The 14,015-nt window shown below is 63.7% G+C and carries 16 protein-coding genes; 10 read left to right on the top strand and 6 right to left on the bottom strand.

Translation table 11 applies throughout. From position 1 onward, the window contains the following. Positions 1-49 precede the first annotated feature (49 nt). Both CAPP_RS02845 and CAPP_RS02840 read right to left on the bottom strand, forming a co-directional pair. On the bottom strand, positions 50-658 hold the full coding sequence (locus CAPP_RS02845; protein WP_076599943.1) for a cation efflux transmembrane domain-containing protein: 609 nt from the start codon (positions 656-658) through the stop codon (positions 50-52). Positions 659-669: 11 nt separating this feature from the next. After that, positions 670-1,044: an ectoine synthase gene (locus CAPP_RS02840; protein WP_076599942.1), complete on the bottom strand. Its 375-nt coding sequence runs from the start codon at positions 1,042-1,044 to the stop codon at positions 670-672. A 124-nt stretch (positions 1,045-1,168) separates the two neighbouring features. Here CAPP_RS02840 and CAPP_RS02835 point away from each other — a divergent pair, with 124 nt between their 5' ends. From CAPP_RS02835 to CAPP_RS02800, 8 genes are read left to right on the top strand one after another with little or no spacing between them, the layout of a single operon-like run. Further along, positions 1,169-1,999, top strand: a complete 831-nt coding sequence (locus CAPP_RS02835; RefSeq protein ID WP_200803309.1) for an ABC transporter ATP-binding protein — start codon at positions 1,169-1,171, stop codon at positions 1,997-1,999. Then, a complete protein-coding gene (locus CAPP_RS02830) occupies positions 1,986-2,750 on the top strand; it encodes an ABC transporter permease (RefSeq protein ID WP_084560773.1) in 765 nt (254 codons plus the stop codon). The genes CAPP_RS02835 and CAPP_RS02830 overlap by 14 nt, the downstream gene beginning before the upstream one ends. Beyond that, on the top strand, positions 2,747-3,781 hold the full coding sequence (locus tag CAPP_RS02825) for a sensor histidine kinase (protein ID WP_076599940.1): 1,035 nt from the start codon (positions 2,747-2,749) through the stop codon (positions 3,779-3,781). Before CAPP_RS02830 ends, CAPP_RS02825 begins: the two co-directional genes overlap by 4 nt. Then, on the top strand, positions 3,778-4,377 hold the full coding sequence (locus CAPP_RS02820) for a response regulator transcription factor (RefSeq protein WP_076599939.1): 600 nt from the start codon (positions 3,778-3,780) through the stop codon (positions 4,375-4,377). The genes CAPP_RS02825 and CAPP_RS02820 overlap by 4 nt, the downstream gene beginning before the upstream one ends. 24 nt (positions 4,378-4,401) lie before the next feature. Beyond that, positions 4,402-5,493: a glycine oxidase ThiO gene (gene thiO / locus CAPP_RS02815; protein WP_076599938.1), complete on the top strand. Its 1,092-nt coding sequence runs from the start codon at positions 4,402-4,404 to the stop codon at positions 5,491-5,493. Then, positions 5,493-5,693 (top strand): sulfur carrier protein ThiS, encoded by a 201-nt coding sequence (thiS, locus tag CAPP_RS02810; RefSeq protein ID WP_076599937.1) that lies wholly within the window; start codon positions 5,493-5,495, stop codon positions 5,691-5,693. Before thiO ends, thiS begins: the two co-directional genes overlap by 1 nt. A 3-nt stretch (positions 5,694-5,696) precedes the next feature. After that, the gene (locus tag CAPP_RS02805) at positions 5,697-6,482 is read left to right on the top strand and encodes a thiazole synthase (RefSeq protein ID WP_076599936.1); all 786 of its coding nucleotides are present in this window, start codon (positions 5,697-5,699) and stop codon (positions 6,480-6,482) included. Between the two features lie 3 nt (positions 6,483-6,485). Then, entirely contained in the window at positions 6,486-7,385 is a 900-nt protein-coding gene (locus tag CAPP_RS02800; RefSeq protein ID WP_076599935.1) for a cation diffusion facilitator family transporter, read from the top strand. Positions 7,386-7,457: 72 nt separating this feature from the next. Here the strand turns inward: CAPP_RS02800 and CAPP_RS02795 are convergent, their stop codons facing one another. Beyond that, positions 7,458-9,242, bottom strand: coding sequence for a BCCT family transporter (locus CAPP_RS02795; protein ID WP_076599934.1), 1,785 nt, complete (start codon positions 9,240-9,242; stop codon positions 7,458-7,460). Positions 9,243-9,316: 74 nt separating this feature from the next. Here CAPP_RS02795 and CAPP_RS02790 point away from each other — a divergent pair, with 74 nt between their 5' ends. Beyond that, positions 9,317-10,429, top strand: a complete 1,113-nt coding sequence (locus tag CAPP_RS02790; RefSeq protein WP_076599933.1) for a ThiF family adenylyltransferase — start codon at positions 9,317-9,319, stop codon at positions 10,427-10,429. Here CAPP_RS02790 and CAPP_RS02785 read toward each other — a convergent pair. Further along, positions 10,426-10,596: a glycerol dehydrogenase gene (locus tag CAPP_RS02785; protein WP_076599932.1), complete on the bottom strand. Its 171-nt coding sequence runs from the start codon at positions 10,594-10,596 to the stop codon at positions 10,426-10,428. The two genes, CAPP_RS02790 and CAPP_RS02785, sit on opposite strands and share 4 nt — an antisense overlap. A gap of 62 nt (positions 10,597-10,658) precedes the next feature. On the opposite strand from CAPP_RS02785, the gene CAPP_RS02780 reads away from it, so the two are divergent. Beyond that, complete coding sequence (locus tag CAPP_RS02780) at positions 10,659-11,792, top strand: aminotransferase class V-fold PLP-dependent enzyme (RefSeq protein WP_076599931.1); 1,134 nt, start codon at positions 10,659-10,661, stop codon at positions 11,790-11,792. Here CAPP_RS02780 and CAPP_RS02775 read toward each other — a convergent pair. After that, positions 11,789-12,790: an LLM class oxidoreductase gene (locus tag CAPP_RS02775; RefSeq protein WP_076599930.1), complete on the bottom strand. Its 1,002-nt coding sequence runs from the start codon at positions 12,788-12,790 to the stop codon at positions 11,789-11,791. The genes CAPP_RS02780 and CAPP_RS02775 overlap by 4 nt on opposite strands. Further along, positions 12,787-13,980 carry a chromate efflux transporter gene (gene chrA, locus CAPP_RS02770; protein ID WP_076599963.1) on the bottom strand — a complete coding sequence of 398 codons (1,194 nt, stop codon included), beginning with the start codon at positions 13,978-13,980 and terminating at the stop codon, positions 12,787-12,789. Before chrA ends, CAPP_RS02775 begins: the two co-directional genes overlap by 4 nt. Between the last annotated feature and the right edge of the window lie 35 nt (positions 13,981-14,015).

Below are 14,015 nucleotides of genomic sequence, written 5' to 3'. Positions count from 1 at the left end.
CTCCTATCGCTAGCGGCATGTGCTCCACATCACTTTATGTGAGAAGGTGTCAGCAGTCCTCCATATCCGCGAAAGCTTCCTCGACGGAGTCGTGTTCCTCGCGGGCTTCTTCCCACACTTCCTTGGCGGCAGACAGGTTCACGGCGGCAATGATCGCGCCGACGATGATGTCGAACCAGGCAGTCGCCCACACGAAGGTGAGCAGGCCGGCGACGATAATGAGGACGTTAGCCAGGGCGTCGTTACGCGCAGCGAGCCACGCGCCGGTAGCCAGCGAGGACCCCTCATTGCGCAGGCGCAGCAGGATCACCGCGCAGATCAGGTTGACCACGAGCGCGCCGACGGCGACACCGGTCAAGCCCTCAGGCGACGGCGGCTCCGGGTTCATGATCTTGAGCACGACGGTCACGATCGCGGCGATCGCGGGGATCAAGATCAGGGCGGCGAGAACGGAACCGGCGGCACGGCGCCTGGAAGCGGGCCACGCCACCGCGAAGAACACCAGCATGTTGATGGCGGTGTCTTCCAGAAAATCTGCCGAGTCGGCAAAAAGAGACGCCGATCCGATCGCGATGGCCGCTGCGAATTCGACGAAAAAGTAGCCGAAATTCAGCAGCGCCACGATCAGAACGGCGCGGCGAATACGCTGTTCAGTCATGCTTGAAAAGTCTAGTAGCTACTAAAGCCATCCTCGGAGAGCTCGTGCTTCTCATCGCCGGTGATCGCCGGGTTGAACACGGACACCAGGATCAGATCCTCGTCCTTGCCGCCGCGCAGGTAGTGGGCGTCGTGCTCGTCGAGGACATAAATGGTGCCCGGGGTGATCGGGTAGACATTGCCTTCGGTGTCCTCGACCTCGCCGGAACCGCCAATGCAGTAGCACGCCTCAAGGTGGTTGCGGTACTGCAGCTTCGACTCGGTGCCGGCGCGGACCACGGTGTGAGCAACGGCATAGCCCATGTTGTCCTTAGCGGTCAGCAGGCGCTCGGAGGTGCCGCCACCCCACTCAACAGTCTCAACATCATCACGGGAACGGGTAAACATTCGTTCTGCTCCTTATTTCATTGGTTCCGTTGTCAAGCCAGGCTAGCACCCATGACAACTGTCACGCCGAGATCGTGACAGCAGAGCTATGTACGCTTACCAGCTCTGCACTGGAATGTGAAGCATGATCGAAACACAGAATGTGAGCAAGCATTTCGGCCAGGTGAAGGCCGTTGAAGATGTCAGCCTGAGCATCGGCCGCGGGGAGATCGTTGGCCTGCTCGGGCGCAACGGAGCAGGCAAAACCACCCTAGTTGACCTCATTCTCGGGCTAACCAAACCGACCGGCGGCACGGTGCGCGTTGCCAACACGACTCCGGCGCAGGCGGTCCGAGAAGCGCGCATCGGCGCCGTAATGCAAACCGGCGGTCTCCTCGACACCGTTACCGTCAAAGACACTCTCGCCATGATCGACTCCACCCACCGCGATTCCATCGGGGTTGAGGCGGCGATCGAGCACGCGAATCTCCGAAAGATTCAGAATCGCCGGGTTGGAAAATGCTCAGGCGGCGAGCAGCAGCGGGTTCGCTTCGCGATCGCGTTGCTGGGCAAGCCTGACATCCTCATCCTCGACGAACCGACGACAGGCATGGACGCCACCAGTCGCCACGAATTTTGGGACACGATGCGCGCCCAGGCCCACTCCGGGCGCACCATCATCTTCTCCACGCACTACCTCGAAGAAGCAGAGAACCTGGCTGAGCGCATCATCGTGCTCGACAACGGCCAGGTCATCGCGGATGGGCCGACAGATCGTCTCACTGCCGACGCGAACAAGAAGCGTGTCACAGCGCAATCATCGCAGGGGCTTATCGACGTCACCACTAGCAACGCCGACTCCTACGCCCGGAAACTCCTCAACGAGACCGACGCGCACGACCTGACCATCACCCGAACGTCCCTAGAGGACTCCTTCATCGCGCTCACAGCAAGGAGCAATCATGACTACCCTTAAGTTCGCACTACACAACCTCAAACGCCTCAAATCCGATGCCTCTTCGCTGTTCTTCAACATCGCTCTGCCGGTGATCCTCTACCTCATCTTCGGCGCAGCCCAGCAGTACTCGGGCGATGATTTGGGCAACGGCAACGTCGCTGCCTTCGTCATGCTCGGAATGGCCCTCTATGCGGGAATTTCGGGAGCTGTTTCCCAATCGTCCTTAGTGGTCGTTGAGCACAATAGTGGATGGGGACGGCAGCTCGCGCTGACGCCGTTGACCAACACGCAGATTGCGGTGGCGAGATTGCTCGTCATCCTCGTCAACGTCGTCCTCCCCGTGGCCGCAGTCTTCCTCACCGGAGCATTAGGGAATGCCGAGATGGACGCCAGCGCGTGGTTCTGGAGCTTCCTCATCACTGTCACGGTGTCCTTGCCTTTCGGCTTCTACGGACTGGTCTGGGCGCAATCACTGAAGTCGCTCACAGCTGTCTCGATCGCCGCCACCTCAGTCACCCTGCTGGCGTTCGCAGGAAACACACTGTTCCCGCTGACGAGTAACCTGATCGACTTCTCCCGGTTCACCCCGATGTACGGCGCCACCATGCTGTCGCGGTGGCCTCTCGCAGAAGGACTGCAATTGGTTCAGGGTGAGCCCGTCCCGGTCACCGACCCACTGTGGCAACCACTGCTCAGTATCATTGCCTGGACTGTCATATTCGCTGTGATCAGTCTGGCCTTGGATAGCCGCGAGAAAGGGCGTGCGTGACCCAGAAGACAAATGGTGGGCACTACCGGCTCGTTGAAGCTAGCATCTGGCTGATCCTTCTGGTCGGCCCGCTCGCTGGCTTGTTCACCATGAAGCTCCCCACCTGGCAGTACGCAACCGGTGCCGGATTGATCGTAGGCTTCGGTGCTGTATACCTGTGCGCGCACACGATCCGCGCGCACCGCAACGACACTGTCAACGCGGCGTTGTGGGTGCTCGCTCTCCTCCTCCCGATGATCGGGGTGACCGCCATCATGGGGGTGTGGGGTGCAACGATGCTGCCGTACATCACGTCCACGACCGGGTCACTCATGACGTTGCGCATGCACACGCTCGTGAATCTTACCATCATCTCGGTGTTCAGCGTCTACGTGGTTTTCATAGGCAACCTGACAACATGGATTTTCTTCGGCGCGTCGGTGCTCATCGCGGCGACAGTGGGAACGCAGGTCAGCGCGACCAGGCTTAGCGACGAACGCGTCCACCTCGCCGCCGAGCTCGAACTGGCGCGACAGCGTGAGTCGATTTACCGGGACGTGCACGACCTGTTGGGTCATTCCCTGACCGTGATCAACGTGAAGGCGTCGTTGGCGCGCAAGCTGGTGGACGTCGATAAGCAAGAAGCGGCGAAGGAACTGGATGAGATCGTGGATCTGTCCCGCCAGTCGCTTGAGGATGTCCGGCGCGCTGTTCGGACATCCCACACGCCGTCGCTCACCACGGAGGTGGAAGCCGCGCGCTCGGCACTGGCGGCGGCTGGAATCGAGCCGCGAATCAGCGTTCACGCAGCCACCGAGTCCCCGCTGTTCGGGTGGGTGCTGCGGGAAGCAGTCACCAACGTGATCCGGCACTCACAGGCCACGGAGTGCGAGATCACAGTCACCCCGCATAAGCTCGTCGTGGCCGATAATGGCATCGGTTTGCCGCCGGGCACACGCTTAGCAAGCGTCACCGACAGGGTGCGAGCCGCGGGCGGTTCACTCGTGGTTCCGCCCACTGATTCCGGAACACGGCTGGAGGTAACGGTATGATCCGGGTGCTCATCGCCGACGACCAAGGGCTGCTCGTCGGAGCGTTGTCTGCATTGCTCAACCTCGAGAAGGATATAGAGGTCGTAGCCACTTGCCGTTCCGGCGATGGTGTCGTCGAAGCGGTACGGGAGCACAATGTGGATGTGGCGTTGCTCGATATTGAAATGCCCGGCCGCACCGGCCTGGAGCTCGCTGCCGACCTCGCGGGATCCTCGTGCAAGGTGCTCATCGTGACCACGTTTGGGCGACCCGGATACCTGCGCACGGCCTTAGAAGCCGGGGCTTCCGGTTTCATTGTGAAGGACACTCCCCCAGACCAGCTTGCCGACGCAGTGCGTCGCACACACGCCGGTCTGCGGGTCGTCGATCCGCAGGTCGCGGAGGAATCCCTGTTCACTCCGCCGTCACCGCTGACTGCGCGCGAGGTCGAGGTCGCCCGTGAGGCGCTCACCGGTGCAGAAATCAAGCAGATCGCGGCGCGGTTGAACCTCTCCACGGGGACGGTGCGCAACTACATTTCGGCGATCATGACCAAGACTGGAGCACCCAACCGCTTTGCAGCCGCGCGCACCTGCGACGACAATGGCTGGCTCTGAAAAGAGCGTAGGTTGGATGGCGATATGGCAGAACAGAAGATTGCAATCCTCGGAGCAGGCATCGTCGGCCTGTCCACCGCGCTGACGTTGGCAAATCGTGGCCACAACGTGACCGTCTACGATCCGGAGCCTGCCAGCGGCGCGACCTGGCACGCGGGCGGGATGCTCGCACCGGCGGCAGAGGTGGTCTACAAGCAGGACCCGCTGTTTCCGCTGATGATCGCGGCTGGCAAGTGGTATCCGGAACTGATCGAGCTGACGGCGAAACACACCGACAAACCGACCGGCTACCGCACTGACGGAACGCTGGTGGTGGCGAAAGACCGCGCCGACAAGACGCACCTAGAGGAACTGCAGGCCTACCAGGAGCTCCACGGCATGACGACAGAGCGGATCACCACGCGGGAGGCGAGGAAGCTGGAGGGGGCGCTGGCACCGTCGATAAGCGGGGCGGTGCATATCCCCGGCGACCACCAGGTGTGGCCGCGGCTGTTCGCGGCCGCGCTGCAGGACGCGTGCGCGAATGCGGGCGTGGAATTCGTGGCGGAGGCCGTGAACGACGTCAACGACGTCGATGCCGAGCAGGTCGTGCTGGCCAATGGGCTCGGCGCGCGCGAGACGACGGGCTGGTTCGATGGCGAGAATCCATTAAAGCTGCGGCCGGTCTACGGCGACATGGTGGAGCTGCGCGTGCCGGAGCACCAGCGCCCGCTGATTGACCACGTGATCCGAGGTTTCGTGGAGGACCGGCCGGTGTACCTGATTCCGCGCCAGGACGGCACGCTCACGATCGGCGCGACGACGCGCGAGGACGACCGCCCGGAACCGCAGGCTGGCGGCGTTTTGCAACTGTTGCGTGACGCCAGCGAGATCGTGCCCGGCATCGAGGATTGCGATTTCATCGAAACGCACGTCGGCGCGCGCCCCGGATCCCCGGACGACCTGCCGTATCTCGGCCGGGTCAGCGACCGCGTGGTGGTGTCCACCGGCTATTTCCGCCACGGCATCCTGCTCGCCGCCATGGGCGCGAGGTGCGGGGCCGCGCTGGTCGAAGGACAAGAACCACCTGTAGAGTTGGGGGCCTGTGATCCCCTGCGCCATTCAAGGAGGAACTAATGCAGCTAGTCATTAACGGTGAAAAGGTCCAGACGGAAGCGGCGAATGTCGGCGAGCTCTTGCGCGAGCGTCTCGGCGAGGTACCGGCGGGAACGGCCGTAGCGGTGAACGGCGAGGTCGCGCCCAAGTCCGAGTGGGAATTCACACAGCTTGACGACGGCGCCCAGGTAGACATCCTCACCGCCGTGCAGGGAGGCTAACCCGTGCTGGAAATCGCAGGCAAGCAATTCAACTCGCACCTGATCATGGGCACTGGCGGGGCGAGTTCGCAGGACATGCTGGAGCGCGCACTGGTGGCGTCGGGCACCGAGCTGACCACGGTGGCGATGCGACGCTTCGCCGCGAAGCAGGACGGCAGGGGCGAATCCGTCTTCGACCTGCTGAACCGCCTGGATATCGCACCGCTGCCGAACACCGCCGGTTGCCGCACCGCGCGCGACGCGGTGATCACCGCGAAGCTCGCACGGGAAGCACTGGGCACTGACTGGGTGAAGCTCGAGGTCATCGCCGACGACCGCACTCTCCTGCCCGATGTGGTGGAGACGGTCGACGCGTGCGAGCTGCTGATTAGCGAAGGCTTCACCGTCCTCGCCTACACCTCCGACGACCCGGTGGCGGCGAAGAAGCTCGAGGACCTGGGCGCTGCTGCGGTCATGCCGCTCGGCTCCCCCATCGGCACCGGTCTGGGCATTTTGAACCCGCACAATATCGAGCTGATCTGCTCGCGCGCGGAAGTACCCATTCTCATCGACGCCGGTGTGGGCACTGCGTCCGACGCAGCGTTGGCAATGGAGCTCGGCTGCGACGGCGTTCTGCTGGCCAGCGCCGTCAACCGCTGCCAGGACCCGGAGGCTATGGCGAGGGCCATGAGGCTCGCGGTCGAGGGCGGCATGCTCGCACGTGGCGCGGGGAGGATTCCGAAGCGGGAGCATGCGGTGGCGTCGTCAAGCTTCGTGGGCCTGGCGAGCTGGGCAGACGAGGTGTTGTAGCTCATGTCCGAACAGAAATTGCTTGAGCGGTTCATGTGGCTGTCTATCGCCGCATCTGCCTTCGTCATCGCGCTGAAGATAGTCGCAGCGGTGGTCACCGGCTCCGTCGGCTTCTTTTCCGACGCTGTGGAGTCCTTGATCAACCTCATCGCCGCCTGCGTTGGCCTGTGGGCGATCAAGCTAGCCGCGAAACCCGCCGACGACAACCATAACTTCGGCCACGCTCGCGCCGAATACCTCTCCGCGCAGGTGGAGGGCTTCCTCATCCTTGTCGCGTCCGTAGTCATCATCATCGCCGCGATCGGCCGCATTATTGAGCCGCAGCCGCTCGAGCAACTCGGGATCGGGCTGGCCTTTTCTGTCGTGGCGACCGTGATCAACGCGGCCGTGGGGTTCGTGCTCATCCGGGCGGGCAAGAAATACCGTTCCACGGCTCTCGACGCTGACGGGCGCCACCTGATCACTGACTTATGGACCACCGTCGGCGTCATCGTCGGCATGGCGCTAGTGTGGCTGACCGGCTGGGAGATCCTCGACCCGATCGTGGCTTTGGTAGTCGGCGCGAACATCCTGTTCACTGGCTACTCGCTGCTGCGCGGCGCGATTCTCGGCCTGCTGTCGGAGACTCTGCCGGAAGAGGAAGTCGCCACCCTGAAGGGATTCCTCGCTGACTACTCCGCCGCCAATGGAGTCGAGTTCACATCCGTGCGCACCACCTCCGCGGGCCGCCAGCGCTACGTCGACCTGGTCATGCAGGTCCCCGGGGCGTGGACCGTCGACCGCTCCCACGACCACGCCGATGTCGTGGAAGAAGGCATTGCTGCTGCCCTGGGCGATGCCGAGACGGTCATTCATGTCGAGCCGTTGGGCCACCCCACCACCGTCGGGCCGAAATCCGCCTAAACCCCTCTGTGCGCGGCGGGGTTCTCGGCGATAAGGCGGCCGCGTGATCTAAGCACACAAAGGGCACTGCGCTTATCGACGCTCACCCTCAATCTCCACCGGCGTGCCCTCCGGCACTTCTACCTCGACCACTTCAACGACATCTTCGCCGTCCTCTTCGGTCTCGGCCTCGCCCTCGATGACGAGGGTCTCGGTGAGGCGCCAGGTCTCGTTATCGTAGTCGTACTCGAGCTCAGGGCGGTCGATCTCGTTGCCCTCTTCGTCGTAGCCCGGGGCAGGCTTGGCGTCGGCTTCCTCGTACTTCTCGGGGGTGTCGGTCTTCTCCCACTGGCGGGAACGGAAGCGGCGCTCAGCTGCAGCGTCGTCGCTCATCGCCTTCACCAGCGAGAACATCATGATGAAGTACACGATGAAGAACGGCAGGGCGATGATGATCACCACTTCCTGCAGTGCTTGGATGCCGGAATCGTTGATGAACAGCAACGCAGCTGTCACCGTGCCGACTGCGACCGCCCAGGCGACGCGGTAGTACCGCGGAGTCGCTTCCTCCTCGCCGCTAGTGAACATGTCCATCACCAACGCCGCGGAGTCGATTGAGGTGACGAAGTAGAAGATGATCACCGCGAGCGCCACCGCACCACTGATGAAGTACAGCGGATACTGCGCCAGCAGGGTGAACAGCGCCTGCGGGGTCTCCCCGTCTTCCACCACTGGGCCAGTGAGCACGCCCGGGTCATTCGCCTCCACGTCGATCGCGGTGCGGCCGAAGGTGGCGAACCAGACGATGTCGAAGACAGTCGGCAGGAGGATCGTGCCGGCAATGAACTGGCGCACGGTGCGGCCGCGGGAAATGCGGGCGAAGAACATACCCACGTACGGTGACCAACAGATCGTCCACGCCCAGTAGAACGCGGTCCAGGTGGCGTGCCAGCCCGGGTTGTCGTTGTAGGAGTCGACCCAGAACATCAGCTCCGGCAACGACGATGCGTAAATGCCGAAGGACTCGGTGAGGTGCTCGATGATTTTCAGGGTCGGCCCCATGACGAAGAGGAAGGCCAGCAACGCGATCGAACCGATGATGTTCAGGTTCGACAGCAGCTTCACGCCCTTGTCCAGGCCCGTGGCCACGGACACGGAGGCGCAGACGGTGATGAAAATGATGACCCCGAGTTCAACCCAGGTCACCAGCGGCACACCCCACAGGATGTTCAGGCCCGCGCTGATCTGCAGCACGCCCAGGCCCACGGAGACGGCGAGGCCGAAGACGGTGCCGATGATGCCGATGGCGTCGAGAAGCTTGCCCGGCCACTGGTAGACCTTGGAGCCGAGCAGCGGCGAGAAGATCGACGAATAGCGCGCGGGCATCTTTCGCTTGTAGATGAAATAGCCCATGGCCAGGCCCGGCAGCGTGAAGATCACCCACATGTGAATGCCGAAGTGGTAGTAGGTGAACTCGAACGCCTGGCGGATCGCGTCGCGGCTCATGGACTCGTACCCGCCGCGCGGCGGGTCGTACGCGTGGTGCAGAGGCTCCGCGGCACCCCAGAACATCAGCGTCGCACCCATGCCCGCAGCGAACAGCATGGAGAACCAGACGGGGAGGGAGTACTCGGGTTCATCGTCGTCGTCGCCGAGCCGGTAATTGCCGTACTTAGACACGAACAGGACAATCAGGAAGATGAACACCGCGGACACTCCTCCGATGTACAGCCAGGCGAAGTTGTCCATCATCCAGGTGGAGACACTGGAATACGTGTCGCGGGCGCGCTCACCGAAACCGATAGTGAGAGCCACGAAAGCGAAGATGAATCCGACAGCAGTGAAAAAGATCAGTGGATCAGCGCGAAGTTTGCGCATGGGAATCGGCCCCAAATCATTAGTCGGGCGGTCATGATGTCCCGAAAAAGTTTAGGCCATTAAGGTGAAGGGGTGTGATTTCTCTTCCTGAGCAAGAACTCCGCCGCACCGCCCGCCAGATGAATCTGCCCGGTTTCGGGCCGGACCAACAAGAAGCGCTTCACCGCGCGCATGTGCTGGTCATCGGAGCGGGAGGGCTCGGCTGCCCCGTGATGCAGACGCTCGCGGCGACAGGCGTCGGGCACATTTCGCTTATCGACGACGACGTGGTCGACCTGACTAATATTCACCGCCAGATTCTCTTCGGAGCCTCCGATGTGGGCCGGAAAAAGACCGAAGTGGCCGCTGAGCGCCTGCGCGAACTCCAGCCCGGCATCGAGGTGAGAACCATCGACGGCCGCATGGACGCCTCCAACGCCGTAGAGCTACTCGAGGACATCGACTTGCTCATCGACGGCTCCGATACCTTCACCACCAAATTCATGGCCGCCGACGCTGCCGAGATCACCGGCACTCCCCTTGTGTGGGGGTCGGTGCTGCGCTACCGCGGCGACGTGGCCCTGTGGTGGTCCGGCCCCGGCGCCCCGGAGGACGGCGTGGGCATGCGCGACCTCTACCCCGACCAGCCCGACGCGGACTCCGTGCCAGACTGCGCCACCGCCGGCGTGCTCGGCGTGACCACGAGCGTGGTCGGCGGGCTCATGTCCACCGAGGTCATCAAGTTCCTCACCGGCGTCGGCGAGGCACCGGTGGGCACCCTGCGCATGTACGACGCCCTGACCACCCAGATCCGCAGCTTCGCCGTCCGCCACGACCCCGGCCGCGAACTGGCCACCAGCTTCGGCGACTACGAGGGCGCGGTGTGCGCGGTGCCGGCGCACGACAATGAAGAGCTTCTGACTGCGGTTGCGACGGGATCTGCCGTCGCCCTCGACGTGCGCGAGGAGCACGAGAAAGCGCTGAAGGACATTTCCGCGGTGCGAAGCGGGCACATCCCCACCTCAGAGTTGGAGGGGAATCCCGCGCTCGGCGACGAGTTCATCGACACTCTGCCCCAAGGCACCGATGTGGTGGTGTACTGCGCGTCGGGGAAGAGGTCGCAGGGGTTCGTCGATAAGCATGCAGCTCATGCAGCTGAGCGCGGAATCTCCCTGACGAGCTTGCCTGGCGGCGTGAACGCTCTCTAACGGTTGATGCGGTTGGCCAGCGTGCCCGCGAGCGACGAGCAGATGGCGGAACCGACGAGCACCAGAATGGTGTAGAGAATGCCAGTCACACCGAGCTGGCTGAGAATGAAACCGGTGAGCAGCGCGCCAACAACGGCACCGATGATGGCGATGATCCAACGACCCATAGTTTTCTCCTTTTTCGTGGTAAGCGTTCACCATCGTAAGAGAAAACCGATAGCGTTGGGGCATGACTGACAACACTCTCCCCCGCCCCGACATCGACCCAGACGGCCTGCTGGAATACTCGGCCGTGTTCAGCGACCGGTCGTTGAACCATATGTCCGCCAAGTTCATCGGCATCATGCAGGAACTTCAGGCAATCCTGCGTGAGACGTACCACGCGTCATCCGTGGCTGTGGTTCCCGGCGGCGGCACGTTCGCGATGGAAGCTGTTGCGCGCCAGTTCGCACGCGGCAAGGAGGCGCTGGTCATCCGGACCGGCAACTTCTCCTACCGCTGGACGCAGATTTTCGATGCCTCCGGCGTGACCGAGAAAGTCACGGTGCTCAACGCCGAGCCGACTTCGGACGATGAGCGCGCTTCCTACGTCCCGCCGGCGATCGACGACGCCGTGGAGCGCATCCGCACCGAGCGCCCCAACCTCGTGTTCGCGGCGCACGTAGAGACAGCAGCGGGCCTCGAGCTACCCGTCGACTACATTTCCAAGCTTGCCGACGCTGCCCACGAGGCCGACGGCCTGATGGTCCTCGACTGCGTCGCCGCCGGCACCAAGTGGATCAACATGGAGGCCACCGGCGTGGACATCCTCATCACCGCGCCGCAGAAGGGCTGGTCCGGCTCCCCGGCCACCGGCTACGTCATGTTCTCCGAGGACGGCCGCGCGCAGCTGGACAACACCACCTCCGACAGCTTCGCCATGGACCTGGCCAAGTGGACCGCCATCTCCGAGGGCTACGTGGACGGCACCGCCGCCTACCACGCAACGCTGCCCACCGACACCATCGCGCACAACCTCGAGCTGATGAAGGAAGCGAAGGAAATCGGTCTAGATGAGCTGACCAAGCGCCAGGTCGAGCTGGGCACTAAGGTCCGTGAGCTGCTGGCCGAGAAGGGCTACGTCTCTGTTGCAGCCCCTGGCTTCGAGGCCTCCTCCATCGTGGTCATGCACGCCGCCGCGCCGGAGCAGGCCACCGGTGCCGCGTTCAAGCAGGCCGGCATCCAGATCGCCGGCGGTGTCCCGCTGCAGATCGGCGAGCCCGAGAGTTTCTCCACCTTCCGCATCGGCCTCTTCGGCCTGGACAAATGGGCCGACGTGGACGGCGCGGTCGCGCGTTTCGCTGAGGCGCTGGATCGGGTCTAGCGCTTCAGCGCGGGGATCACGTACTCGATCAGCTCGTCGATCTGCTCCTCGGCGGAACGCTTGCTGGAGCGGAAATTGACCATGACGTGGCTGATCCCCGCCGCCCGTTGAGAGCGCAACAGCTCGATGAGAGTGTTGCGGCCGAGGCGGTAACCGAAGCTGCCGCCGGCGGCGGGCGCGTCAGGGTCCTCGTGCAGGTCGAGCCACAGGGACTCGGCGAAGGGCTTGTAGGCGGCCGGGGTCCCTGCGACACCTTCGCGGGCGGCCCAATCGGCCACGGCGGTGTTCCAATTGCGCACGTTCTGGCGTTGGATCTCCAGGCCCTTGTGGTACATCAGCCAGCCGTGGGTGTGCTCGGCGCGCCACTCGAGAGTCTGCTGGCAGGAGCCGGTGGCCAAGAGGGGCACCTCGCGGGCCTGGGGTTTGGGGACGACATCGGCTCCGCCCATCCGGCCACCGGACCAGCGGACGGGGGTGTGGGTGGTGAGGGTGGCTCGTCGATAAGCTGCGATTCTTTCGCGGAATTCTTCGTCGCGCTTGCCTTTGTCCTGGCCGAACGCGGGAAACTCCTCGGGGCGGTCGCCCGTGGCCACGCCCATGAGAAAGCGGCCGCGGCTGAGGCGGTCGATGGTGCCGGCACGCTTGGCCAAAAGCAGCGGGTGCTGGAAGGGCACGACGATGGCTGCGGTGCCCAAAGCGATCGCGTCCGTGTGCGCGGCGATGTGGCTCAGGTACATCCAGGGGTCGTAGACCTGTCCGACGTCGCCGAACGTCTCGACGCGCAGCGGAATATCGCGCACCCAGATCGCGGCCACTCCCCCGGCCTCGGCCTTGCGGATGAGGCGCAGCTGGTTATCCAGGCTGTCGAGCGGATTCGACTCCGCATCCTCCTCGATGGGCAGGGTGAGGCCGACGGTGAGCTCGCCCGGCCAGAAAGTGCGTGTGAAACCGGGAAGCTGCCAGTGCGGGGTGTCAGAGACTTCGAAGAGCGGATTCATAGCACCACCCAACCGACGAGTGCTGCACCGATGACCACCGCCCACGGCGGCACCTTCCACGAAATCAGCGCGGCGTAGCAGACCACGGCGATGGACAGCGTGACCACTCCTGTGATGCCGGCGGTGAAGACCGGGGTGTACAGCGCCGCGCCGAGAATTCCCACGACAGCGGCGTTCGCGCCGGCCAGCGCCGCACCCGCGCGTGGCATCGTGCGGAGGCGCTCCCAAAACGGCATCGCGCCGAGAACGAGCAGCGCTGCCGGCAGGAAGATCGCGACGGTGGCAATCGTCGCACCGAGCGCCCAGTTCATGCCCTCCGCGCTCGCGCCGAGGAAGGACGCGAAGGTGAATAGCGGGCCGGGCATCGCCTGGGCGGCACCGTAGCCGGCGAGGAAGGTGTCGTGGTCCACGAGCCCCTCGCCAACCGTGACCGTCTCCAGCAGCGGCAGCACCACGTGGCCGCCACCGAAGACGAGGGCGCCCGCGCGGTAGAAGGTGCTGAAAATACCCGCCTCTCTGGCAAGGTGCTCCAAAGCCGGCAGCGCGAACAGCAGCGCGAAGAACAGCACAAGGCAGACGATGCCGACGGTGTGCGAGCCACTGTCAGCTGGCGTCGGTTTGTCCGCGTCTTTCTTGTCGCGCAGAAACGCCAGGCCGACAACGATGCCGAGCACGATCGCGCCGACCTGGATCAGCGGGTGCGGCACGAGCAGAACGAGCACCAGCGCAGCCACGGCGATCGCCGCGTGAATCTTACCTGTGACCAGGTTCTTCGCCATGCCGTACACGGCCTGCGCCACGACAGCCACGGCCGCCGCCTTCAAGCCGAGCAGCCAGCCTGCCTCGCTGATGTCGCCGAGCTGCGCCACCCCGAGGGCGAACGCAACCATGAGCACCACGGACGGCAAGGTGAAACCCGCCCACGCCAGGAACATGCCCATGTACCCGGCTCGCTGCAGGCCGATCGCCATGCCCACCTGGCTCGACGCCGGGCCGGGCAGGAACTGGCACAATGCCACCAAGTCGGCGTACTGCCTGTCAGAGAACCACTTGCGCTTCTCCACAAACTCGTCGCGGAAGTATCCCAAGTGCGCTGTCGGCCCGCCGAAGGACGTGCAGCCGAGGCGCGTGAAGATCGTGAAGACCTCCCACGGGGATTGTTTATTCAGGTCAGTGCGGGAAGTGGACATGACCTCAATGTTTACCAGAGCAAACATCACCCGGC

The organism is Corynebacterium appendicis CIP 107643, assembly GCF_030408415.1.
Classification (GTDB): domain Bacteria; phylum Actinomycetota; class Actinomycetes; order Mycobacteriales; family Mycobacteriaceae; genus Corynebacterium; species Corynebacterium appendicis.
This window is presented reverse-complemented; position numbering and strand designations above follow the sequence as displayed.